Origin of the sequence: Paenibacillus sinopodophylli (assembly GCF_005930355.1) — a bacterium.
Taxonomy (GTDB): domain Bacteria; phylum Bacillota; class Bacilli; order Paenibacillales; family Paenibacillaceae; genus Pristimantibacillus; species Pristimantibacillus sinopodophylli.
In genome coordinates, this window is sequence record NZ_VDBO01000008.1 from 118,540 (window position 1) to 138,463 (window position 19,924).

The 19,924-nt window shown below is 48.5% G+C and carries 9 protein-coding genes; 8 read left to right on the top strand and 1 reads right to left on the bottom strand.

The window, feature by feature from the left end:
- The first annotated feature begins 5 nt into the window (after positions 1–5).
- The 6 genes from FGT79_RS22805 (at position 6) to FGT79_RS22830 (ending at position 9,290) form a co-directional block, all read left to right on the top strand.
- Complete coding sequence (locus FGT79_RS22805) at positions 6–1,364, top strand: STM4012 family radical SAM protein (protein WP_138755151.1); 1,359 nt, start codon at positions 6–8, stop codon at positions 1,362–1,364.
- On the top strand, positions 1,361–2,224 hold the full coding sequence (locus FGT79_RS22810; protein WP_138755152.1) for an STM4011 family radical SAM protein: 864 nt from the start codon (positions 1,361–1,363) through the stop codon (positions 2,222–2,224). Before FGT79_RS22805 ends, FGT79_RS22810 begins: the two co-directional genes overlap by 4 nt.
- Before the next feature lie 168 nt (positions 2,225–2,392).
- On the top strand, positions 2,393–2,845 hold the full coding sequence (locus FGT79_RS22815; protein WP_138755153.1) for a hypothetical protein: 453 nt from the start codon (positions 2,393–2,395) through the stop codon (positions 2,843–2,845).
- An 18-nt stretch (positions 2,846–2,863) separates the two neighbouring features.
- Positions 2,864–7,816 (top strand): DUF4132 domain-containing protein, encoded by a 4,953-nt coding sequence (locus FGT79_RS22820; protein WP_138755154.1) that lies wholly within the window; start codon positions 2,864–2,866, stop codon positions 7,814–7,816.
- A gap of 71 nt (positions 7,817–7,887) precedes the next feature.
- Positions 7,888–8,421, top strand: a complete 534-nt coding sequence (locus FGT79_RS22825) for a type 1 glutamine amidotransferase domain-containing protein (protein WP_246096564.1) — start codon at positions 7,888–7,890, stop codon at positions 8,419–8,421.
- 176 nt (positions 8,422–8,597) lie between these two features.
- Positions 8,598–9,290 carry a hypothetical protein gene (locus FGT79_RS22830; protein WP_138755155.1) on the top strand — a complete coding sequence of 231 codons (693 nt, stop codon included), beginning with the start codon at positions 8,598–8,600 and terminating at the stop codon, positions 9,288–9,290.
- Between the two features lie 42 nt (positions 9,291–9,332).
- Here the strand turns inward: FGT79_RS22830 and FGT79_RS22835 are convergent, their stop codons facing one another.
- Positions 9,333–10,148, bottom strand: a complete 816-nt coding sequence (locus tag FGT79_RS22835; protein ID WP_138755156.1) for an alpha/beta fold hydrolase — start codon at positions 10,146–10,148, stop codon at positions 9,333–9,335.
- Positions 10,149–10,374: 226 nt separating this feature from the next.
- Between FGT79_RS22835 and FGT79_RS22840 the strand changes: the two genes are divergently transcribed.
- Entirely contained in the window at positions 10,375–11,193 is an 819-nt protein-coding gene (locus FGT79_RS22840) for a PPK2 family polyphosphate kinase (protein WP_138755157.1), read from the top strand.
- A 160-nt stretch (positions 11,194–11,353) separates the two neighbouring features.
- On the top strand, positions 11,354–19,897 hold the full coding sequence (locus FGT79_RS22845; RefSeq protein WP_171056385.1) for a cadherin-like beta sandwich domain-containing protein: 8,544 nt from the start codon (positions 11,354–11,356) through the stop codon (positions 19,895–19,897).
- Positions 19,898–19,924: the final 27 nt, after the last annotated feature.

A 19,924-nucleotide genomic window follows, 5' to 3' on the forward strand; every position in this document is an offset into this window, starting at 1 on the left:
ACAGCATGCTGCAATCATCATCACGACCAATATCTTCCGAGCTGCAAGAGATTGAGCAGCGCTGGACGCAGGCTCCGTATCGCTCCTATTTGTATTCTTATCCACATAAGACGGCGTATCGCGATTTGCAGCCAGCGCAGTCGCTCAAGGAGCTGTGGGAGCGGGATTTAACGGATTATTATTTTTTGTATATGCATATTCCTTTCTGCGGGGCACGCTGCGGCTTCTGCAATCTATTCACACTGCCGGACCGCAGATCTAATGTTCATGAGCAATACATTGATGCGCTCCAGCGGCAGGCAGAGGAGTGGGCGCCATGGTTCAAAGGACGTACGTTCTCCAGGTTCGCTGTAGGCGGGGGGACACCAACGCTGCTAGAAGCAAGCCAGTTGAACCGGCTGTTTGATATCGCAGAGCATACGATGGGGCTTGATCCAATGACCGTTTCAATTTCGGTGGAAACATCGCCGGAGACGGTAACTGAGGATCGAATGAAGGTGCTGAAGGATCGATTGGTCGACAGGGTCAGCATGGGCATTCAAAGCTTTGTCGAGGAGGAAGCGGCTGCTATTTATCGTCCGCAGAAGCCGCGGCTTGCAGAGGAAGCGCTCGAGAAGCTGATGGGCTACCAATTTCCGCTTATTAATATTGACCTAATCTACGGCTTGCCTGGGCAAACGGCCGAAACATGGCTTTATTCGCTGGAGAAGGCAATTAGCTACGGCCCCGGTGAAATATTCATCTATCCCTTGTACACACGAGAGAATACAATACTGAAGCCAGATCAAATACGCAGTGCAGGTTCGGATATTCGTCTAGCTCTGTACCATATCGCGAGGCAGCGTCTGGAGTCTGCTGGTTATAAGCAGTACTCGATGAGGCGTTTCGCGAGAGATATTTCTTTTACCCACAAGCGCATATTGCCCTTCAGCTGTCAGGAGGAAGGGATGGCTGGACTTGGCTGCGGCGCTCGTTCCTATACACGCGATGTGCATTATGCTTCTCGTTATGGTGTGAGTACGGCAGCAACAAGGAGCATCATAGAGGATTATGTGACTGCAGAGCATCATGATCAAGCTGATTACGGCTATAGGCTAAGTGAGGCTGAGCAGAAGCGTAGATTTATCCTGAAGGCGCTGCTGCACAGGGAAGGCTTGACGCTATCAGCTTATACGGAGCGATTCGGAAGTGATGCGATAAGTGAGCATTCCGAACTGCGTGAGCTGCTGTCGATTGAGCTGGCTGAGCTGGATTCGGGAACGCTCAAACTGACGACAAAGGGAATGGCTTACTCCGATGCGATTGGCGATGAGCTGATTTCCGCTGATGTAAGAGAGCTGATGAACGGATATGTTATCCGATGAGGGCAGTTCTTTATTACCGCGGATCGCTGTTTTCCTGCAACTATGATTGTCCCTACTGTCCCTTCAGCAAAAATAAGGATAGCAAGGAGACGCTGGAGAAGGATAAGCAGCAGCTTCTCTCCTTTATGGAATGGGTTCGCAAGCAAGGCGATGCCGGCCATCTTCTGTCGATATTTTTCAACCCGTACGGCGAAGCGCTCGTGCATCGCTGGTATCGGGAGGCGATGATTGAACTGTCGCATCTGGATCATGTTGAGAAAGTCGCCGTACAGACGAATTTGTCAGCTAAGCTGGATTGGACGGAGCGGCTTCATAAGCGCAAAGCTGCCTTCTGGGTGACGTATCATCCTGGGCAAACGAGCGAGGATCAGTTTTTGAGCCAATGTATGAAGCTTTACCAGCAGGGTCTTGCTTTCAGCGTTGGCTCTGTTGGCATTCGAAGCGCATTTGGAGCCATTAAGCATCTGCGAAGCAAGCTTCCACCGGACGTATACCTATGGGTGAATGCATTCAAGGACCGTCGCAACTATTACACAGAAGACGAGATTGCTTATTTAACGGATATTGATCCGCATTTCGAGCTTAATGTCCCCGATTACGATAGCCTAGGCAAGTCCTGCGGGGCAGGCGGAAGCGTGTTCTATGTACAGGGTGCGGGCACCGTCAAACGCTGTTACAGCGATCGCAAGGTCATAGGACATTTGTACAGAGACGGTTTGGAAGGATTATCGGCAGAGCGAGCATGCGGAATGAAGAAATGCGGCTGCTACATCGGTTATATTCATATGCCGGAGCTGGCGCTTGGCGACGTATATGGATCAAGCTTGCTTGAGCGGATTCCCGCTGGCTTTGCCCGCTGATCGAATGCGCAAGTTGTACCTGAAATGCGATTCAGCCGAAAAGAAGCTGCGGTGACCGGACATGAAAATGCGCCTCGCTGCAGCTTCTTTTTTATGGCGTGAACGGTTTGTTTATTAGGCCGCAGTGGTCAGAGAACGAAAAGTTTAATCTTGATTGAGAGAAGATTTATGTTTTTTTTGCAGAATGGGGGAGCAGCTGTGTTAAATGTGTTCATAACGGTTAAAAGCTTAGGTAAGAGAAAAAGTTATCTCGACCGCTTGCCATGGACGCTTAAGTATTCACCCGATAAGCTTAAAGCGCTAATTGAAGATATTGTGCTGACGAATGTCCGGCAGTTGAACGAACGGGAGACAGACATGCCGCTGGCCTCTTTTCTGTCAACGCCTGAGATTGAATTGAAAGGTGCTGGCGGCAAGGTAAGCTTCGGAACGCGATATCATGATAATAAGGCAGACGAAGAAGAGGCTGTTGCGACGGCTTTGCTTGCTTTCGAGGACGGATTGTTCAAAGTATTTATTAATGGCAGAGAGGCTGAGACGCTGGAGACGAAGCTTGCGCTTGCGAACGGTGATGAGCTTGCGTTTATTCGGTTCACCATGCTGGCAGGAAGAATGTGGTAGGATGACGAGGAGGAGGCAATGAGAATGGATCGAGCGGAACAAAAGCTGTTTTTTCAGCAAATGAAAGACAAGGCGGAGGGGCTTGCACTCTCTGATTCTCATCGGCGGCTGGCGCTGCAGCTTGTCGCTTTAGGCGAACTCGGTTATAACGACGCTGATATATTCGCTGCTATTAAAGAGCAGCTTTTTGCTCTGGCATCTGGCGAGGAGCAGCAGCTTTTCGATCCGCTTGCGGACATTGTGGATGGCTTGCTGGATGATTCCTATTCACTTGTATTTCGTTATATGACCGTACATGCTGTCGAGTATCCCTATAGCACTGGATATGCGCGCAGACCATTCCGGACAAAGGAACAGCGGCTGCATCTGGATCGGCTGCTGAATAAAATGATTTCCTTGTTCTATTTGAACGGACGTCATTTCTCCGTAATAGATTATTTAACGAAAGCAGATTACATAACAGAAAATGAATACCGCTTTCCTACTGCCGCAATTGCGGATAGTATCGCTTATGGCATCGATAGCGGGAACGAAGCGATTGTACATGCTTTGAGGGACATTATATATGGCGATAACCAGAACGCCTTGTTGTCGCGCAGCATGATTGCTGGGATATTCTTAAGCCACAGTGCTGAGGCTTATCGGATGATCGGGGAGCTGCTTGTAGCCGCTAGACTGCAAGAGGGGCTGCGTCAAAGTATTGTAGAGTCGATGGATGAGGGTGCGATCGGTGCGATGCTTTATATGATGGAAGTCATAATTGAGCATGACCTGATACGTTATAGCTCTGTTATTCGTGCTCTCGATGTATGGACGGGACTAGGTCTAGAAGCTGCTAATGCAAGATTAGCTAGACAGAATATAGCTTACGCCGCACAGTGTCTTGCGGAATCGGACATATTGAAGCAAGGACTAGCAAGCGATGATGTTAATAAGCTGTATATGAGCTTGTGGGCACTTGCCGTCTGGGAGGAAAAGCAGCTTTACGAGCAAATTAGCGTTATTATGACAAGCGATGAGAACTACCGGAAGATTGTTGCGCAATATATGCTGGCACAAACTCAGAATGAGGATATCCGATTTCTCATTGCGCAAGATTGGTTGAATGAGCCTCATTATGAGGTACAGTATTGGGTATTGATGAACTATACGCTCGACTACTCCTATACATGGGAGCGGGAGAATGGCTTGAATCGGACGCGCCTGGTGTTTACCCGGTCTGCTCTGCTCGAGGATAAAGCAGTGAGAAGCCGGCAATATGGGCAATTTCTTGCGCTCCTTGGCAAACTGCCGGCGAAGGAAACTGAAACGAGATCGAAGGTATTCCATTGGATGAGCTATACCTATTCCCCTGATCTGATCATTCGGAAGCTCCTCTATTTAATTGCCTACGATATGGATCAAAAGTGGATCGCAGAGCTTCTCGCTATGAAGGATCGGCTTAGCAACGATATGAGGGGCGAGCTGCTTAAGTTTTTCATGAACGATCCGTCGAGCAGCGCTCAACGTTCGTTTCTACTCGCAAGCCTGTCGGACAAAAGTATGAACAACCGCGAGCTCGCTATTCAAAAAGCGGCTGAGCTTGAGCTGAATGAGGATGAAATCGAAGCAGTAGCCTCACTGCTCAAGCTGAAGACGGGGACGCTCCGGCAAGGGGCGATAAGCTTGCTGCTGAAGCAGCCTGCTCGCCAATTGGAAGCTGTAATGGCGCTGCTTCTGCGCAGCCGCAATGATCTCCAGCGTCTTGCTGCGCTGGAGATGCTGACGGAAATGAAGGCAGAGCCTGCGCTTGCCGAGCTTACCAGCGTCATGACTGAAGAGGTAGACGCTGCAATCGAGGCTCCGAACGATAAGGAGCGCTTGCTGATCGCCAAGCTGAAGCAGCAGCATAGCTATACACTGAGCAATGGACTTGGCTTATTCGATCCGGCTGCTGAACCCGAAGAGCTTGCAGGTGAAGAACCGCTGCCGTTATCCGCGCTTCAGGAGGGCAAGCGATGGTTCGGGTTATCTACGGAGCAGATTAGTGGTTTTTTGAAGGGGCTGGCAGATCTAGTCCATGTTCATCGTGAGCATGAATACGATACGGTTGATTATTCAGGAGCGAAGCAAGCCTTGCTTATAGGCGCGAGATTAACAAGCTTTCAATGGCACTATGAGGCGGACGACGATTCACCCGTGCTTGATCGTTATCCGCTCGCTCAGGTATGGGCCGACTATTTGGATGAGAGTGGATTCGGAGCAGTTGAGCTGCTGCAAATTCATTTCTATCGGAATTCGGATACGCTGTGGAAGTACTATTATGGGGAGTTGGAACGCTGGCATGCATCGCGTTATGAACCCGCTGAGGGCTGGCGCAAGGAGATGCTGGATCAGCTGTATCCGATGGAATTGCTGAGGGAGACGAACGTCTTAACCGATAATATTACATATCGCACGCAGGTCTACGAAATCATTAATGCCTATTATAGTGATTGTCGCAGGGAGGAGCTGTTCGAGGCAGCAAGCACTATTCTGAACGTGCTGATCCGCTGTTTTCCTGTTGAACGAGTGGAAGAGGAGAATGAGCTGCTTGAATTATATACGTCGTTTTGGCGCATGCAGCTACGTGCAAGCATAACTGACGATTCGTCGTTTATTGCGTACTTCAAGGCCTCCTACCGTCTATATAAGCTGAATCGCTTTGAAACGAAGCTGCTGGAAACAATCGATTTTGCCCGCGCATGGAGCCTAGGGGTCATAGATGAGAATGAGCTGCTTAGGGAGCTTATCGCAAGACCGAATAGCAGTACGCATATTAGGGCGATGACGAGTCCGCACAGCAAGCTGCTAGAACGAAGTCCGAATCTGATCCCTATGAAGGAGAAGATCATTCAGCGTATTCTTGAGCTTGAGCTGAGCCGAGGGGATTTGGCTACAGAGGTAACTAATCTGGCGACCAGCATCCAGCGAATCGAAGGAATGGACCATTTTATCACGATACTCGAAGGGCTGGACAAGGAAACCTTTGTCCGCGGCTACATTTACGGTTATGGCAAGGATGTCACGAAGAAGGAGACGTTCAGCCATCTGCTGAGAGTATGTCATCCATTGAAGGGTGAGGATGCTGCGCAGCTGCAGGAGCTGCTGCAGACGCGCAGTATCTCTGAGACTAGACTGCTTGAGGCGGCCATGTATGCGCCGCAGTGGCTGGAGCTCGTATCGGGCTATTTGGGTTGGAAGGGTCTTAGCCGTGCGGCATGGTATTTCCATGCGCATATTAATGAATCGTTCTCGGCAGAGAAGGAGACGGTCGTTGCCCATTATTCCCCGATAGCGCCGCAGGACTTCAATGACGGTGCCTTTGATATTGATTGGTTCAAGCTAGCCTATGAGGAGCTTGGTGAAGAGAGATTCCGTCTGCTATATCAATGCGCAAAGTATATATCGGCTGGAGCCAACCATAGAAGGTCTCAACTGTTCGCGGACGCTGTGCTCGGCAGACTTAGTAAGAGCGAGCTTGAGGAATCGATTTCCGAGAAGCGGAATAAGGATCATTTGCTTAGCTACAGTCTGCTTCCAATTGGAGAAGAGAATCGATTCGGCGATGTGCTGGAGCGCTATTCGTTTATTCAGCAGTTTAGGAAAGAGAGCAAGGCTTTCGGTGCACAGCGGCGTGCAAGCGAGGAGAAAACCGCGGAAATTGCACTGGATAATCTGGCTCGCAATACCGGATATGCGGATGTTACGCGCTTAACCTGGGATATGGAAGGCAGGAAGCTGGATGAGCTCCTTCCTTACTTTGAGCCTAAGGAGCTCGATGGACTTCTCACAGCCGAGCTGATTATTGATGAAGCGGGTAAAGCGGATATTCGAATTATGAAGCAAGGCAAGGCGCTGAAGTCAGTGCCTGCGGCTTACAAAAAACACGAATATATTGCCGCTCTGAAAGAGACCAAAACAGAGCTGACGGAACAGTACCGAAGGGCACGAGGAGAGCTGGAACGCTCTATGACGGCGGGAAGCCGATTTACTTTGCAAGAGGTGAACGGACTAAGCCGGAATCCGGTGATCTCGCCATTAGTAGGCGCGCTTGTGTTCAAAGCAGATAAAAGGCTGGGTTATTTCAATGATGGCATGCTCATTACAGGCTTCGGAGAAGCCATTAAGCTGACGGAGAATGACGCGCTCGTGATTGCTCATCCCCTTGATTTGTATGAGAGCGGCCAGTGGAGCCTTTACCAGAAGGATCTGTTCGATCGTCAGGCGGTGCAGCCGTTCAAGCAAATATTCAGGGAGCTGTACTTGCCAAGCGCCGATGAGCTTGATGGCGGATCTCTTTCACGCCGCTATGCAGGTCATCAGGTTCAACCGCGCAAAACAGTCAGCTTGTTGAAAGGACGCAAATGGACGATCAGCTATGAGGAAGGTTTACAGAAAGTTTATTATAAGGAGAACGTGATTGCGAATATTTATGCGCTCGCCGATTGGTTCTCTCCTTCGGATATTGAAAGTCCAACACTGGAGGAAGTTCGTTTCTTCGATAGGCATACGTTGAAGGGACTGGATATCGCACAGGTGCCGCGCCTTGTTTTCTCCGAGGTGATGCGAGATGTTGATTTGGTCGTTAGCATGGCGCATGTGGGAGGTGTCGATCCGGAAGCGAGTCTGACTACAATTGATATGCGCTCAGCGATTGTACGGGAATCACTGCGTTTGCTTCAGATCGATAATGTCCGGCTTGAGGGCAAGCATGCCCTTATTGATGGTAAACTTGGCGAGTACAGCGTTCACCTTGGAAGCGGCACCGTACACAAGCTGGCCAAAGGTGCTCTCGCTATTATTCCGGTTCATTCCCAACACCGCGGCCGCGTATTCCTGCCCTTTATGGACGAAGATCCGAAGACGGCTGAAATTTTGTCCAAGATCGTTCTGCTGGCACAGGATGTTAAGCTCAAGGATCCTAAGCTATTGGCACAGCTGCAAGCCTGATTGCCATGCTTCAAATTCGGCCGATAAGGGTATAGTAAATTATGGTTTGAATGAATGAAGGGAGCGTGCAAATGATGACTCAGGCAAAGAAGGTAGCCTTTCTGCTGGCTAATGAATTTGAAGATTCCGAGATGAAAAACCCGTTCGATGAGATGGCGAAAAACGGACATGAAGCCGTTATTATTAGTTTGAAAGGCAATGAGGAGCTGAAGGGCAAGCAGGGAACAATTGCTTACACCTCACATTTGGGTATAGACGAGGCTGATGCGGACGACTATTCCGCGGTTATTATTCCAGGCGGCAATTCACCGTCGCATTTGAAGAATCATGCGGCTGTGCAAGCATTCATCCGGAAGGCTGACCAAGCCGGAACGACGATTTCGGCGATTTGCCATGGCCCTCAAATATTGGAGGCGGCTGGCTTGCTGAAGGGACGGACGCTTACAGCATACCCTGAATTATCGGCGGAAATCGAAGAGGCAGGTGGACATTTTGTCGACAAAGAGGTTGTCGTAGATCGGAATTGGATCACTTCGCGAACCCCAGAGGATGAGCCTGCTTTCATTAGAGAAACCATTGAGAAGCTAGGCGTGAATGCTTGGTAAACACGAGCTTGCACAAGTGCGAATGAATGATTGCAATATTAGTGATAGTAGGCTGCTCCCGAATCTCAACGGATTCTGGAGCAGCCTATTTGTTAAGTGTGAAGACTCCCAGCGGACAGGCAGGACTGTGCAAGAACGGTTAAATTGTCTAATACAAGAAGGTGGAGTATACTTTAATGATGATGCGAACAAGCCTGCGCGCGAGTTTGCTAACGGTATTTTATGAAGGAGGTCTTAGCATGCGAGGTGCTTCGATTGATACGGAGACAGGCCTGGCAGCAGAACCTACCAAGCTCGTAAGTCGAATTTCAGTTATTGATGAGGGCATGCTGACACTTCATGCTTGGGGAGCGGATCACATCTGCAAGGTATGCATCGCGAACAGCGGATCTTGCTGCCAGGATTGCGGGAATTTGGTGGATGGAGTAGGCTGTCAGCTTCGCAATACAAGCTGTACAGCATGGTTATGCGGTTTTCACAAATATTTACTATATGAGGTAGGTCAGTTGGAGCAGTGGCAAGCCTTCTGGGAGCAGGTTCCCGGTCAGGATTATCGGAAGGATTTTACGCCCGAGCAGCTGCATGTCTCAAGTGCGTTGAATCGGCCACAGCAGACAATGGAGTATCTTGGCGAGGCACTTGCCGCAGATTTGCAGGATATGGAGCGCTCGCATATTGCTATCGGCATTATTATAACGCTTAGAGAGAAGCTGGATAAGAACATTGATCAATATCAGCTGGAGGAAAAGGATCATAAACGGAAGATGCGGATCAAAAGAAAAATAAAGGTGCTGTCGAGTGACTTCCAGCGCTTTCACTTCTTATTAAATAAATATTACAGTGATCTGGCAGATGACAGGTCGCTCTAACAAAGGAAGAGGAGCCGAATCATCGGCTCCTCTTCTGGCTATTTATTTCAAAAATTCGAGCAGCTCTTGATTGAATCTGACCGGTTCGTCATAGAGCATACCATGGCCGCTCTTCTCGAGCGTGACGAGGGTAGAGCCGTCAATGCCGTTCAACAGCTGCTTTGCGAATGCTGGCGGACAGATTTGGTCAAGCATACCTTGGAATATCGTTGTAGCCGCTTTGATTTGGAGCATATCTGCTCTCAGATCCTCATCGCGCAGCGACTCGAATGTGCGGACGGTTCCCCATGCAGATGCCTCTAGCCCGAGCTGCTGCAGCCAATCTTTGAACGGTTCGGATATTGGATGGGCTTCTGTGTTCGCTAGAAACAGTTCGCCAAAGTCGCGCAGCATCTGTGGACGGTCTTTTTTGGCGGCGGCGATTTGCTCATTAGCCTCTTCCACTTTCATTCCATATGGGCAGCCCTCTCGCTGTGTGAACGAGGGAGCGGCAGCTCCGAGCAGTGCGAGCTTGTGGATGGCATAGCCGCCATGGCGGGCCATATACCGGATAGCGATCGCTCCTCCTACCGAGAATCCGATCAAATAGGCATGCTCCAGCCTCAAAAAATCAATAACGGCCTTCACGTCATCGGCTAGCCGATCATAATGATAGCCGCCAGCCGGTGCGCTTGATTTGCCGAATCCCCGCTGATCGATGCCGATGCAGCGGTAGCCCTGCTCGGAGAGCAGGGTGAACTGCGATTCGAACATGCGGCTGCTCAGCGGCCAACCATGCAGGAAGATGACTGGGGTGCCGGTGCCAATATCCTCAACATAGAGCTTAACTTTCCTCTCAACCTCGATATAGTGTCCCATTGCATCTCTCCTCTCGTACTATTCTATTTCTTACCCAGTTAAGAAACATTTGAACATTTATTTATTCAGCACGCCTGAATTAGGTAGAATAAAAGATGTAGGCGTTCGTAGGATGCTTGTCCTTGTTTTGATGTATCCGATTAGTTATAGGCTCTTTGTTTAGGAGCAGCGCAGCAGGGATACAAATAAGTAGAAATAAATAGTTAAATAAGAGGAGAGTGCTACGATGTCCAAAAAAGATAAGCTAAGCCAGAAGAAACCGATTCGATTATCGCATATTGATGCTAAGAGCACAGGACCATTTCAACATAAAGAAGAGGTTATGAAAGAAATGAAGCAGCTTGAGCAAGAGCTGGAGGAGCTTCAGGAGAAGCTTATTGCTGGCAAAAAGCAGGCGGTTTTGTTTATTTTCCAAGGGATGGATTGCAGCGGGAAGGACGGAGTCATCAAGAAAGTATTTGCCGGGCTTCACCCGCAAGGGATATCTGCATATAGCTTCAAGACGCCTACGGAAGAGGAGGCACGACATGATTTCTTGTGGCGGGCACATCGTGCGGCGCCAGAGCTTGGCCAGATCACGGTTTTTAATCGTTCGTATTATGAGGATGTACTCATTACAAGGGTGCACGGGTCGGTGTCTGATGAGCAGGCCAAAAAAAGGTTCAAGCATATTAATCACTTCGAAACGCTTCTGGCAGACAGCAATGTAAAGGTAGTCAAAATTTTCTTGCACATCTCGAAGTCATTTCAATTAGAGAAGCTGATTAGCAGAATTGAAGATACGACTAAAAACTGGAAGTTCGATCCTTCCGATTTGAGAGAGCGGAAATCATGGGAGAGATATGCCGAGCTTTACGAGGAGCTGTTCGAGAAATGCAACAAGGCGACGCCTTGGCATATTGTTCCATCGGATCATCGTTGGTACCGCAATTACGCAGTGCTGCGGATAGCGGTGGAGGCTTTGCGAAGTCTTGATTTGAAAGAGCCCCCCGCGAATCCTGAGCTCCAGCCGCTGCTCGCCAAGCTTAAAGAAAAGGACGCTTAGCGGAACAAAGAGGACGAGGGTACTCACAGTTTCATATCTACAATGACAAGTCATTCCGATTGCTCTTGATTTTTGTTTAGAACATGTATAGAGCCAGCAACTATAATGGTTAATAGTGTTAAAAACATCGATGATAGAGCATTCGGGAGGGGCAAAATTAATGAATAAGAGGTTTGTCAGAATGATCAGCATGCTGCTTGCAGTGGTGCTGTTCGTTCAGGTTTATCCTGCATATCCTAGCAGGTCTGAGCAGCAAGTATATGCTGAGCCGATTGACGTAACGGGAGCAGGCGACACGACGCCAACCGATTCGACGTACGAGCCGGAGACGCCGCAGGCACCGGTAGATAAGCTCCAAGATTATTCTTGGGAGAAAGTAATCAGTAACATTATGCCAAGCGCTCGTATGGGAGCGGCTATGGCCTTTGATGAAAAGAACGGTAAAGTAGTCATGTTTGGCGGAAAAGGCATCTCTAATCTGCTAAAGGATAACTTCTTGTGGGACGGTGTAGAGAAGAAATGGCAGAAGCTTGCCGACTCTAGCGTTCCAGGAGGGCTGGCTGCTCGCAGAGGAGCGGCTATTACTTATGATCCGGCACTTGAGAAGGTTGTTATGTTCGGCGGCGAAGGTGCTTCCGGCGTATTGAACGATATGTGGGTGTGGAATGGACAGAGCTTGCAATGGCAGGCGCTTGCGATATCGACGCCGCCGGCGCGCGCTGGCGCTTCGCTGTCCTATGACGGTGAAAATCTTGTCCTGTTCGGCGGGTATACGCTGAGCGGATCAACGAAAATACGGCTTGCGGATACATGGGTATTCGATGGAACAAGCTGGGAAGAGAAAACGCCAGAGAAAAGCCCGCCTGCGACACATTCGGCAACAATGGCTTACGACGGCAAGCATGCTGTGCTGTACGGAGGTAATATTGGTGAAGAAGTGCGCGGCACAAGCTACCAAATCAACTCCAACAAGCTTTGGATTTGGGATGGAACGACGTGGGATGACAGTGCTCCGACGGTTGAAGCACTCGATTGGGGTCGCTGGGGCCAAGCAATGGCTTATGACGGACGTCGTGTTGTGTTCTATGGCGGCGAATTTGACTGGATTAATCCTAGCAGCCAAGCCGTTACCCCTAGCAAGACTCGTCCCGTAGCCCAATATCAGGATAGCAACGGGAACAAAGCCGCAATTGGCTGGGATGGTACGGCTTGGTCTACATGGGTTGGACCATCGAAAGGCCCAGGCGGCGGCGTGAAAGATGGACCAGGTTCAGGTACTTATATGAGCATGGCCTATGATGGTAACCAATTCGTATTGTTTGGCGGCTTTCACGAATGGGGCGGCTTGACCAATGAGACCTTTACCTTCGGTAATGAGGCTCCGGTATTGCCGACTGCAAGCATTACCAGCCCGCCAGTCATTCTGATGGATAAGATTGACAAGACGAAGGATATGGTGAAGATCACCTCAGAAATAAAAGGTAAAGCAATGACTGAGATCGGTATTGAATACCGCGAGGTAGGAGAGACGGCTTGGGAGAAAAAGCTGCATGATGACACGGAAGCTGGAGCTATTCCATTCGAGATCAACGGCTTGAAATGGCAGGTAGACTATGAAGCACGTGTTTATGCGAAAAATCCAGTAGGAACGGCTTATAGCGCAATTTCAACGTTCAAGTTCTACGAGGATCCAGCGATGGTTGTTCCTGATCTGCGCTATGATCGCTCGTCCCCTTCGGTGCTGCATTCGAAGGATAAGAAACGGATTGTTGTCGTTGGTGAGGGCATTACGAATCTATGGCGCAAGCCGGCTGACCAAATTCATTATGCGTTGAAAGGCAAGAACGGCACCTTATATCCGTTGACGACGAATGTGCGCAACAATGTGGAGCTGGAGCTGAACTGGACAGACGACTTGCCTGATGGCAAGTATGATCTGGAGCTCAATCATGATTTCTATAATGACTTTATTATCCCGGATTCATTACTTATAACGTCCACCGGTGTTTATGAGCCGCGTGACTATAACGAGATTGCAATACCGAGCACGGATGCGGACAACGAAGATATCGAGCAAATGATTATCAGAGGTCCGTTTACAGAAAAACCTGACAAGCTTGGCGTATTTGAGCTTAACAAGCCTGATCAGGTCATCATGCTGAACGAATATATCAAATTCAAAGGTACAAATCTCACGATTGATAAATCAGGTGAAGTGACTTATGTAGAGGGCTTCGGACGCTTGTATGTTGAAAAAGCAGGCATCATGTATACGTTGTTCCTCGGCGAATTTGAATTCAATTCAGATGAGTTCTCCATTGAGGTTGCTGGGGATATGAGCGGCACCGATTATTTAAGCTTAAACCTGCCAGTTAACCTGACATTGATCACTTTCATCAACGGCGGAGTAAGACTCGGCGGCGATATTAAAGTTGATTTCACTGCAGGTACAACCAATATTAAAGGCAACTCAGAAATTGAAGCGCTTGAGTTCAAACGTGACCGTTTTGATTTCGCTGGACAGTTCAATGTAGAAGGACAGTTCGAGACAGGACCTCTGGAAGGCGCAGAGCTGCGCTTCCGTCTGGACACGCGCGTACCGCTTTATGGGGCGGGTGGATCATTTGATTTGCGCAAGCAGAAGGTCGGCTTTGAAGCTGATATTTTGTTTAAACGCGGCAAGCTTGATTCACTGAGCTTCGGCGTTCGTCGCAAAATCAAGCTGGGTTCTACGGGTGCCCAACTTACAAGGCTAGGTGGCGGATTCTCCGGTCTAGCAAGTCAGAATGAGGTACCGTTCACGCTCAAAGCATTCGGCGGTGCTTCCGATGCAATCACGCCGGAAATTAAAGGCTACAACATGGTGAACGGAAACAACCTAAGTGTCGGACTTTCTCGTTACCACTTCGAGGCTTCTGGTGAGCTTGCAGTCTATTGGGTGCCGGTCGCCAATCTGGATTTCATGACGATCTGGAACGCGGCAGGCTTTAAGGAATACAGCAGCCCAGGATTCCGTTTCGATGCGAAATTGAACTTGGTTGACGTCGTAGTCGGACAAGTGTTCGCGCAGTATTTTGCCAATAGTGGTTATGCAGGCTTCGTAAGTGCGCGCGTACAAATTCCAAGATGGGTATCCGTTATTGGTGGAAAATCCTTTGGCGGGATCGACGTTGGCGTGAATAACCAGGAAATATTCGGTTCGGTCGGCTCAGGCTGGTTCGGCGGATCAGCTAAGTACATGTTCAAACCGAACAGCTTTGACTTCAGTCTAGGTGCTAGTAAAGACATGAAGAGAGAAATTGAGCGGATGAAAAGAGAGATGGTGAAGCCAGCAGGTCGATCGATGGCTAGAATTGGCGGAGGCGTAATGCTCTTCTCTAATGCATTTGCAAATACGTCCTTTACACCGCTTACGAATCCATTGCTCACTGGTGATAGCGGCTACTCCTTGAAGCTGGCGAGCGACGTGCTTCAGCAGGCTGAGACAGGTGTGGATACATCTGCAACTGGACGTATCACTCTAGGTCAATTCACTGCCGTCTTGCGTGATAACACGCCTGAAGCAAGCTTCACGGCAAAGGATGAAATTCAATATGCTTTGAAAGCCGATCATGACTACGAGGCATTGCTTGTTCTGGATGGCAAGCAGGAGTTGGTTAAGCTCGTCGATTCTTACGGAACGGCAATTGGCCTCGACTTCACAGGTAATAATGAAGCTAACAACAGAAGCATCGATGCGGTGTATTTGCCAGATGCGGATAAGACTTATGTGAGACTTCAATTAAAAGCAAATATCGCATGGAAGCTCGTTTCTTCCGAATCACAACAAGTAGAGCTGTACGAGCTTACTTTCTTGAACAAGAACTTAACGTTAAGTGAGCTTGCAGGGAATTGGGCTGCTGTATCTGATTCGAAGCTGACTGCAATTGATGTGGTGGCACACGGATTAACGGTGCTAGAGCTTGATCAGCCAAAAGGCGATCTGAAGCTGTATAAACCAGATGGCCGTGAGTATGAGCTGGTGTATGATACGAATTTATCAAGCTGGAACAGCTTCTTAGATCCAATTACCGGCAAGCTCAATGTGATGATTGATGTTGCTCAGACAGGAGAATGGCTGCTTGACTCTGGCGAGAGAACGTCAGTTAGCGTGTATGTACTAGGCGAGAAGACGACCACTCAGAAGCTAAAAGACTGGAAGTCGAATGGACAGGTTCAGACCGAGATTTATCTTGGAGAAGGACAATCTTTGATCGAAATCGAGGAGTCCGAAGAGACAGCGGTCTTGTCTAGTCCTGACGGCACTGTCTATCCACTGCAATCCAGCAGAGAGGAATCGAACTGGAATGCCTATTATGAGGCAGACAAGAAAAAATGGACGATTCTGGTTGAAGTAGATAAGGAAGAAACAGGAAACTGGATCGTTCAAGACAGCGGTTTTGTTACGATTCGTCAGTTTGTAAGCAACGCTAAGTATGAGAGCTTACTGCCGTTCTTCTCCGAAGGCAGCGCTGAATATGAAACAAGCGTCCAAATCGACAAGCAGGGCCGGTACATGTTTATGGTAACGGGCGGTTCACGAGATACTCAAATCATTGCGCCTAACGTTTCCAGCATTCCGCTTGTTTTCCAAGATGAGAATGAAAATACGTACAATGCGGTATTGCAAGAGGCTGTCTATGAGGACGAGACCGACAATGAAGAATTGTACGGCGATATGACCTTTACATCTAATCTGCCTTTTGTCAAAGATAACGATCTGTTATCCGTAGGGGTAGATGTTGAAATGAAGGGCAAATGGACAATTCGCTCGTCACAGCCTGTACAAGTGACGATGTATGAGCTTGATCCAATTGCGAAAATTAGTGAATTTAACGCCGAACCCATGAATGAAGGGTTAAATAGCTTTAAAGTGAAATGGAACGTAAAAAACGCCAAGCCGGGAACGAAAGTGAGTCTCATGGTAACCGACCTATCTGAGAAGGCGATTGGTCCCGTTATTCTGAAGGATCTTCCAACCTCAGGCGTACAAATCGTTGATATTCCAGAGCAGTTCATGCCTGGTCAATATTGGTTGTCCATGGTCGCAGATGGTGAGGATATTGCTCCATTGTTCGCCGTTACGAAAGATCCTGTTGAACTGAAAGCATCGGTCATGCTGCCGCAACCGAAGCAGCTAGCGATTGCTTCTACTGGAAATGGTGAAATTACGCTTCGCTTCCCTTCCATTGCTGCAGAAGGATTGGAGTACTACCAGTTGACTGTCAGCACTAAGGATGAAGCTGGTAATCCAGTTACAGAAACGTTTGGCGTTGATCCTATGGACGGAGAGTGGCAAGAAATTATTATTGCTGGATATGAGTCCGAGCAAAGCTATTCTATTCAAGTAATGGCAGTAGGAGAGCTTGATGGCAATGTAATCGTAAGCCCAGTATCTGATTCAATTGAGACCTTCCTGCCTGCTCCAAAACGGGCGAATCTCGAGCTTACATTTGATACAGCAGGTGCGAAGCAGAAGACTAGCACATATAAGAGCTACGATGAGCAAGAAGAGATCATGGTGAACACAGCTGCAGAGCAAGTGATCGTGAATGTGAAGAGCGATCAAGCTGCGGAAATTAATCTTTATGTAAATGGTGAGTTGATGAGCACGCAATCTGCGCAGGCAGGCGGCGTTGCTGCATTCAATTTGAATCAAGTGATTCATGGTGCAGTTAATAACGCTCAGGCGCTTGAACAACGTGACTACACGATTGAAATTGAAGCAATCAATGATCGCGGTGACTACAGCTTCGATTATCGGAAATTGTATATTGATCGCACAGAGCCATTCCTTTATGCTGCTGGTCAGCTAGAGGAGAATGGTAAAGACCGGATGCCGTTAAACGGACAGGTTGTGTACGGAAGCCGTTTGCCGATCATTGGACAAACAGAAATAGGCGCTACACTGACGGTGGACGGTCGTTCAGTTCCAGTCAACTCGGAAGGCAAATTTAATTATTTTGCTCCAATCGGTTGGAATGCAGGCGGTGTTCATACCGTTATTGTTATCGCAGAAGATGAAGTCGGCAACACATCTGAATATCATTTTGACGTTGTGAAGGGCACTGAAACGGATACGCAAGCGAAGATTAAGTCTTCTGATTTGGCTGCATTGGAGCTTGATCAAGGTATGCTGTCTCTACCTTTCCACCCGGATCATACTGGCGTTTATAAAACGGTAGTTGAGGATGGCAAAGTACGTTTGTACGCAGTCGCTGCAACTGGCGATGCTGCTATTACGGTGAACAACAAACCGCTTGATGCAGCAGGCTATGTGGAGCTTGATGCACCAGTTGGCGACAGTGTGAATTCGTTCCAAATCAAGGTGACAGGCGCTGATTCCAGCACCAAAACCTATGTAGTCGAAGTTCATGGAAAGCCATCTGAAGTAGCTGTTCTCAAAAACCTGTCTCTGTTTGCAGGTACGGAAGAACTGTTGACGGAGCCAACCTTCAACGGAGCACAGGACAAATATAACGTCTATGTGGAGAATGGCGTTAGCACGATTAAACTAACAAGCGAGGCCTACAAGCAAGGATCTGTGGTCCAGGTATACACAGGTAACGAAACTAATTGGACGGAACAAACTCCACAGGCTATACCCGTTCAGGTAGGTGTAACAACTGTTAAGATAAAGGTTACAGCACCAAACGGCAAAGATTTTAAAGAGTATGATGTTTCTGTCATTCGAGCGCAGGATAGCAATGCGCAGCTGGAGCAACTGACACTGAACGGCGGTAAGTTGACTCGCGCTTTCGAAGGAAACGAGACTGAGTACCAAGTAATCGTACCTGCTGGCACGTCCGCTTTCAGCATTGCAGCTCGAACGGAAAGTCCAACTGCCGTTATGCGATTGGCAAACAACGGTGATGTATTAGACAATGGATTGGCCTATAGTGTTGCGCTAACAGAGGGCATACAGACCGTCCAGCTCGATGTAACAGCAGAAGACGGTACTGAGGCAAGCTATAAGCTGGTTGTATTGAAACAATCGACACCTGCTGCCACTGCTCCATATCTCAGCGAGTTGAAGGTGGATGGCTTGGATCTATTGCCTGAATTCTCATCCAACAAGCTCAGCTATGGAATAGATAAAAAAATTGATGTAACTCAAGTAACGCTTTCGGCTAAATCACCAATGCAAGGTGCTAGACTGACCGTTAATGGTGTAGCTGTTAATCAGGGCGAAAAACGTAATGTTAGGTTAGCAGTAGGCTCCAATTATATTGTGATCGGAGTAGAATCTGCAGATCGCAGCAGCTCTAGACAATACGCTGTTGAGGTAGTAAGAATGGCTTCGACGTCTGTTCCAGATCGTTCTGCAACAGTTGCTGCAGGAGATACGGGATCGACAATTGCGAATGTCATCATAAGGAGAAGCGTGACATCAGGCGGGGTTAAAATAGATACTGTCAATGTCCCACTTGAAAAAGCGAATGAAATTATTAAGCAAGTAACGGAGAAGCAGCAAAAAACAGCTAGAATCGTAATTACGGATTTGGCAAATGATCGTGCTGACGAGCTGAAGCTTAATATTCCATCCGAGGCCATAGCGGTATTGTCGGAGAATGGAATTAGTCTTATCATTACAACTCCTAATGCCGAGCTGACGCTTTCGGCTGATACGATTCGTCGTATCAAGGAAGCGGGCATCGACTTGTACTTCCGAATTGTACCGATTCGTACACAAGCTTTACAGCAGCAAGCACAAGATCGACTCTTAAACGAGTCAACCTTGAAGCAGTTGCTTGGAGGCAGGGATGCGGCCGTGCTAGGCGTGCCGACTACAATTGAGACTAACTACAAAGATAGTGTTACCCGCATCGTGCTTCCGCTAACAGGGGTGATTGCTGCCCGCGATAGCGAAGCTGCCAAAGAGCTTGCAGCCCAATTAGCTGTATACATTGAACACAGTGACGGCGAAAAGGTACTCAAGCAAGGAACATTGTTATATGATGAACAAGGCAATGTAAACGGCTATGCATTCGAAGTGACGAAGTTCAGTTTGTTCACACTGGTTCGTTTGACCAAGGATAAGCGTTATGAGCCTTACATTTCGGGTTATCCGGACGGTACATTCCGACCTGCCAAAACGATTACGCGTGCGGAGCTTGCTTCTGTTCTAGCCAAAGAGCTGAAGCTGGATGCAGAGCTGCTTGCAACTACCGCTGTCGCAGAAAACGGTTCAGAAGCTCAGAAGTTTACGGATGTTCCAGCGAATCATTGGGCAGCCGAGGCTATTACACTGCTCAAGAATCATGGTATTATGAATGGAGATGAGCAGGGCAAATTTAGACCTGGAGATGGTGTAACGCGTGCTGAGCTTGCAGCTATTACTGCTCGCTGGAACAAGCTTGCTCCTACCAATGGCGATTCGGTCTTCAAAGACCTATCTGGCCACTGGGCAGCCGACGCGGTTAACGCAGCTCAGGAAGCAGGCATGCTGCAAGGTTATCCGGATGGAACGTTCCGTCCGAACAAACTGCTGCTTCGCGGGGAAGCCGTTCGCGTACTGAATGCAGTGTTTAAACGTCCAATTCCGAAAGAAGCTTTATCCAGCTGGCCGGATGTATCTGCAGCCTTCTGGGCATCACAGGACATTGCATCGGCGTCTGGATACGTGCAGCTACTACCAGATGGTCAAATCCGTTTAGTAAAATAAATGAACATCAAGAGCAAGAAGCTCTCT

Excerpts from the sequence above, each read along its gene's own strand:
- FGT79_RS22805 (WP_138755151.1), top strand. The coding sequence starts at position 6 with ATGCTGCAATCATCATCACGACCAATATCTTCCGAGCTGCAAGAGATT.
- FGT79_RS22810 (WP_138755152.1), top strand. The coding sequence starts at position 1,361 with ATGAGGGCAGTTCTTTATTACCGCGGATCGCTGTTTTCCTGCAACTAT.
- FGT79_RS22815 (WP_138755153.1), top strand. The coding sequence starts at position 2,393 with ATGTTTTTTTTGCAGAATGGGGGAGCAGCTGTGTTAAATGTGTTCATA.
- FGT79_RS22820 (WP_138755154.1), top strand. The coding sequence starts at position 2,864 with ATGAGAATGGATCGAGCGGAACAAAAGCTGTTTTTTCAGCAAATGAAA.
- FGT79_RS22825 (WP_246096564.1), top strand. The coding sequence starts at position 7,888 with ATGATGACTCAGGCAAAGAAGGTAGCCTTTCTGCTGGCTAATGAATTT.
- FGT79_RS22830 (WP_138755155.1), top strand. The coding sequence starts at position 8,598 with ATGATGATGCGAACAAGCCTGCGCGCGAGTTTGCTAACGGTATTTTAT.
- FGT79_RS22835 (WP_138755156.1), bottom strand. The coding sequence starts at position 10,148 with ATGGGACACTATATCGAGGTTGAGAGGAAAGTTAAGCTCTATGTTGAG.
- FGT79_RS22840 (WP_138755157.1), top strand. The coding sequence starts at position 10,375 with ATGTCCAAAAAAGATAAGCTAAGCCAGAAGAAACCGATTCGATTATCG.
- FGT79_RS22845 (WP_171056385.1), top strand. The coding sequence starts at position 11,354 with ATGAATAAGAGGTTTGTCAGAATGATCAGCATGCTGCTTGCAGTGGTG.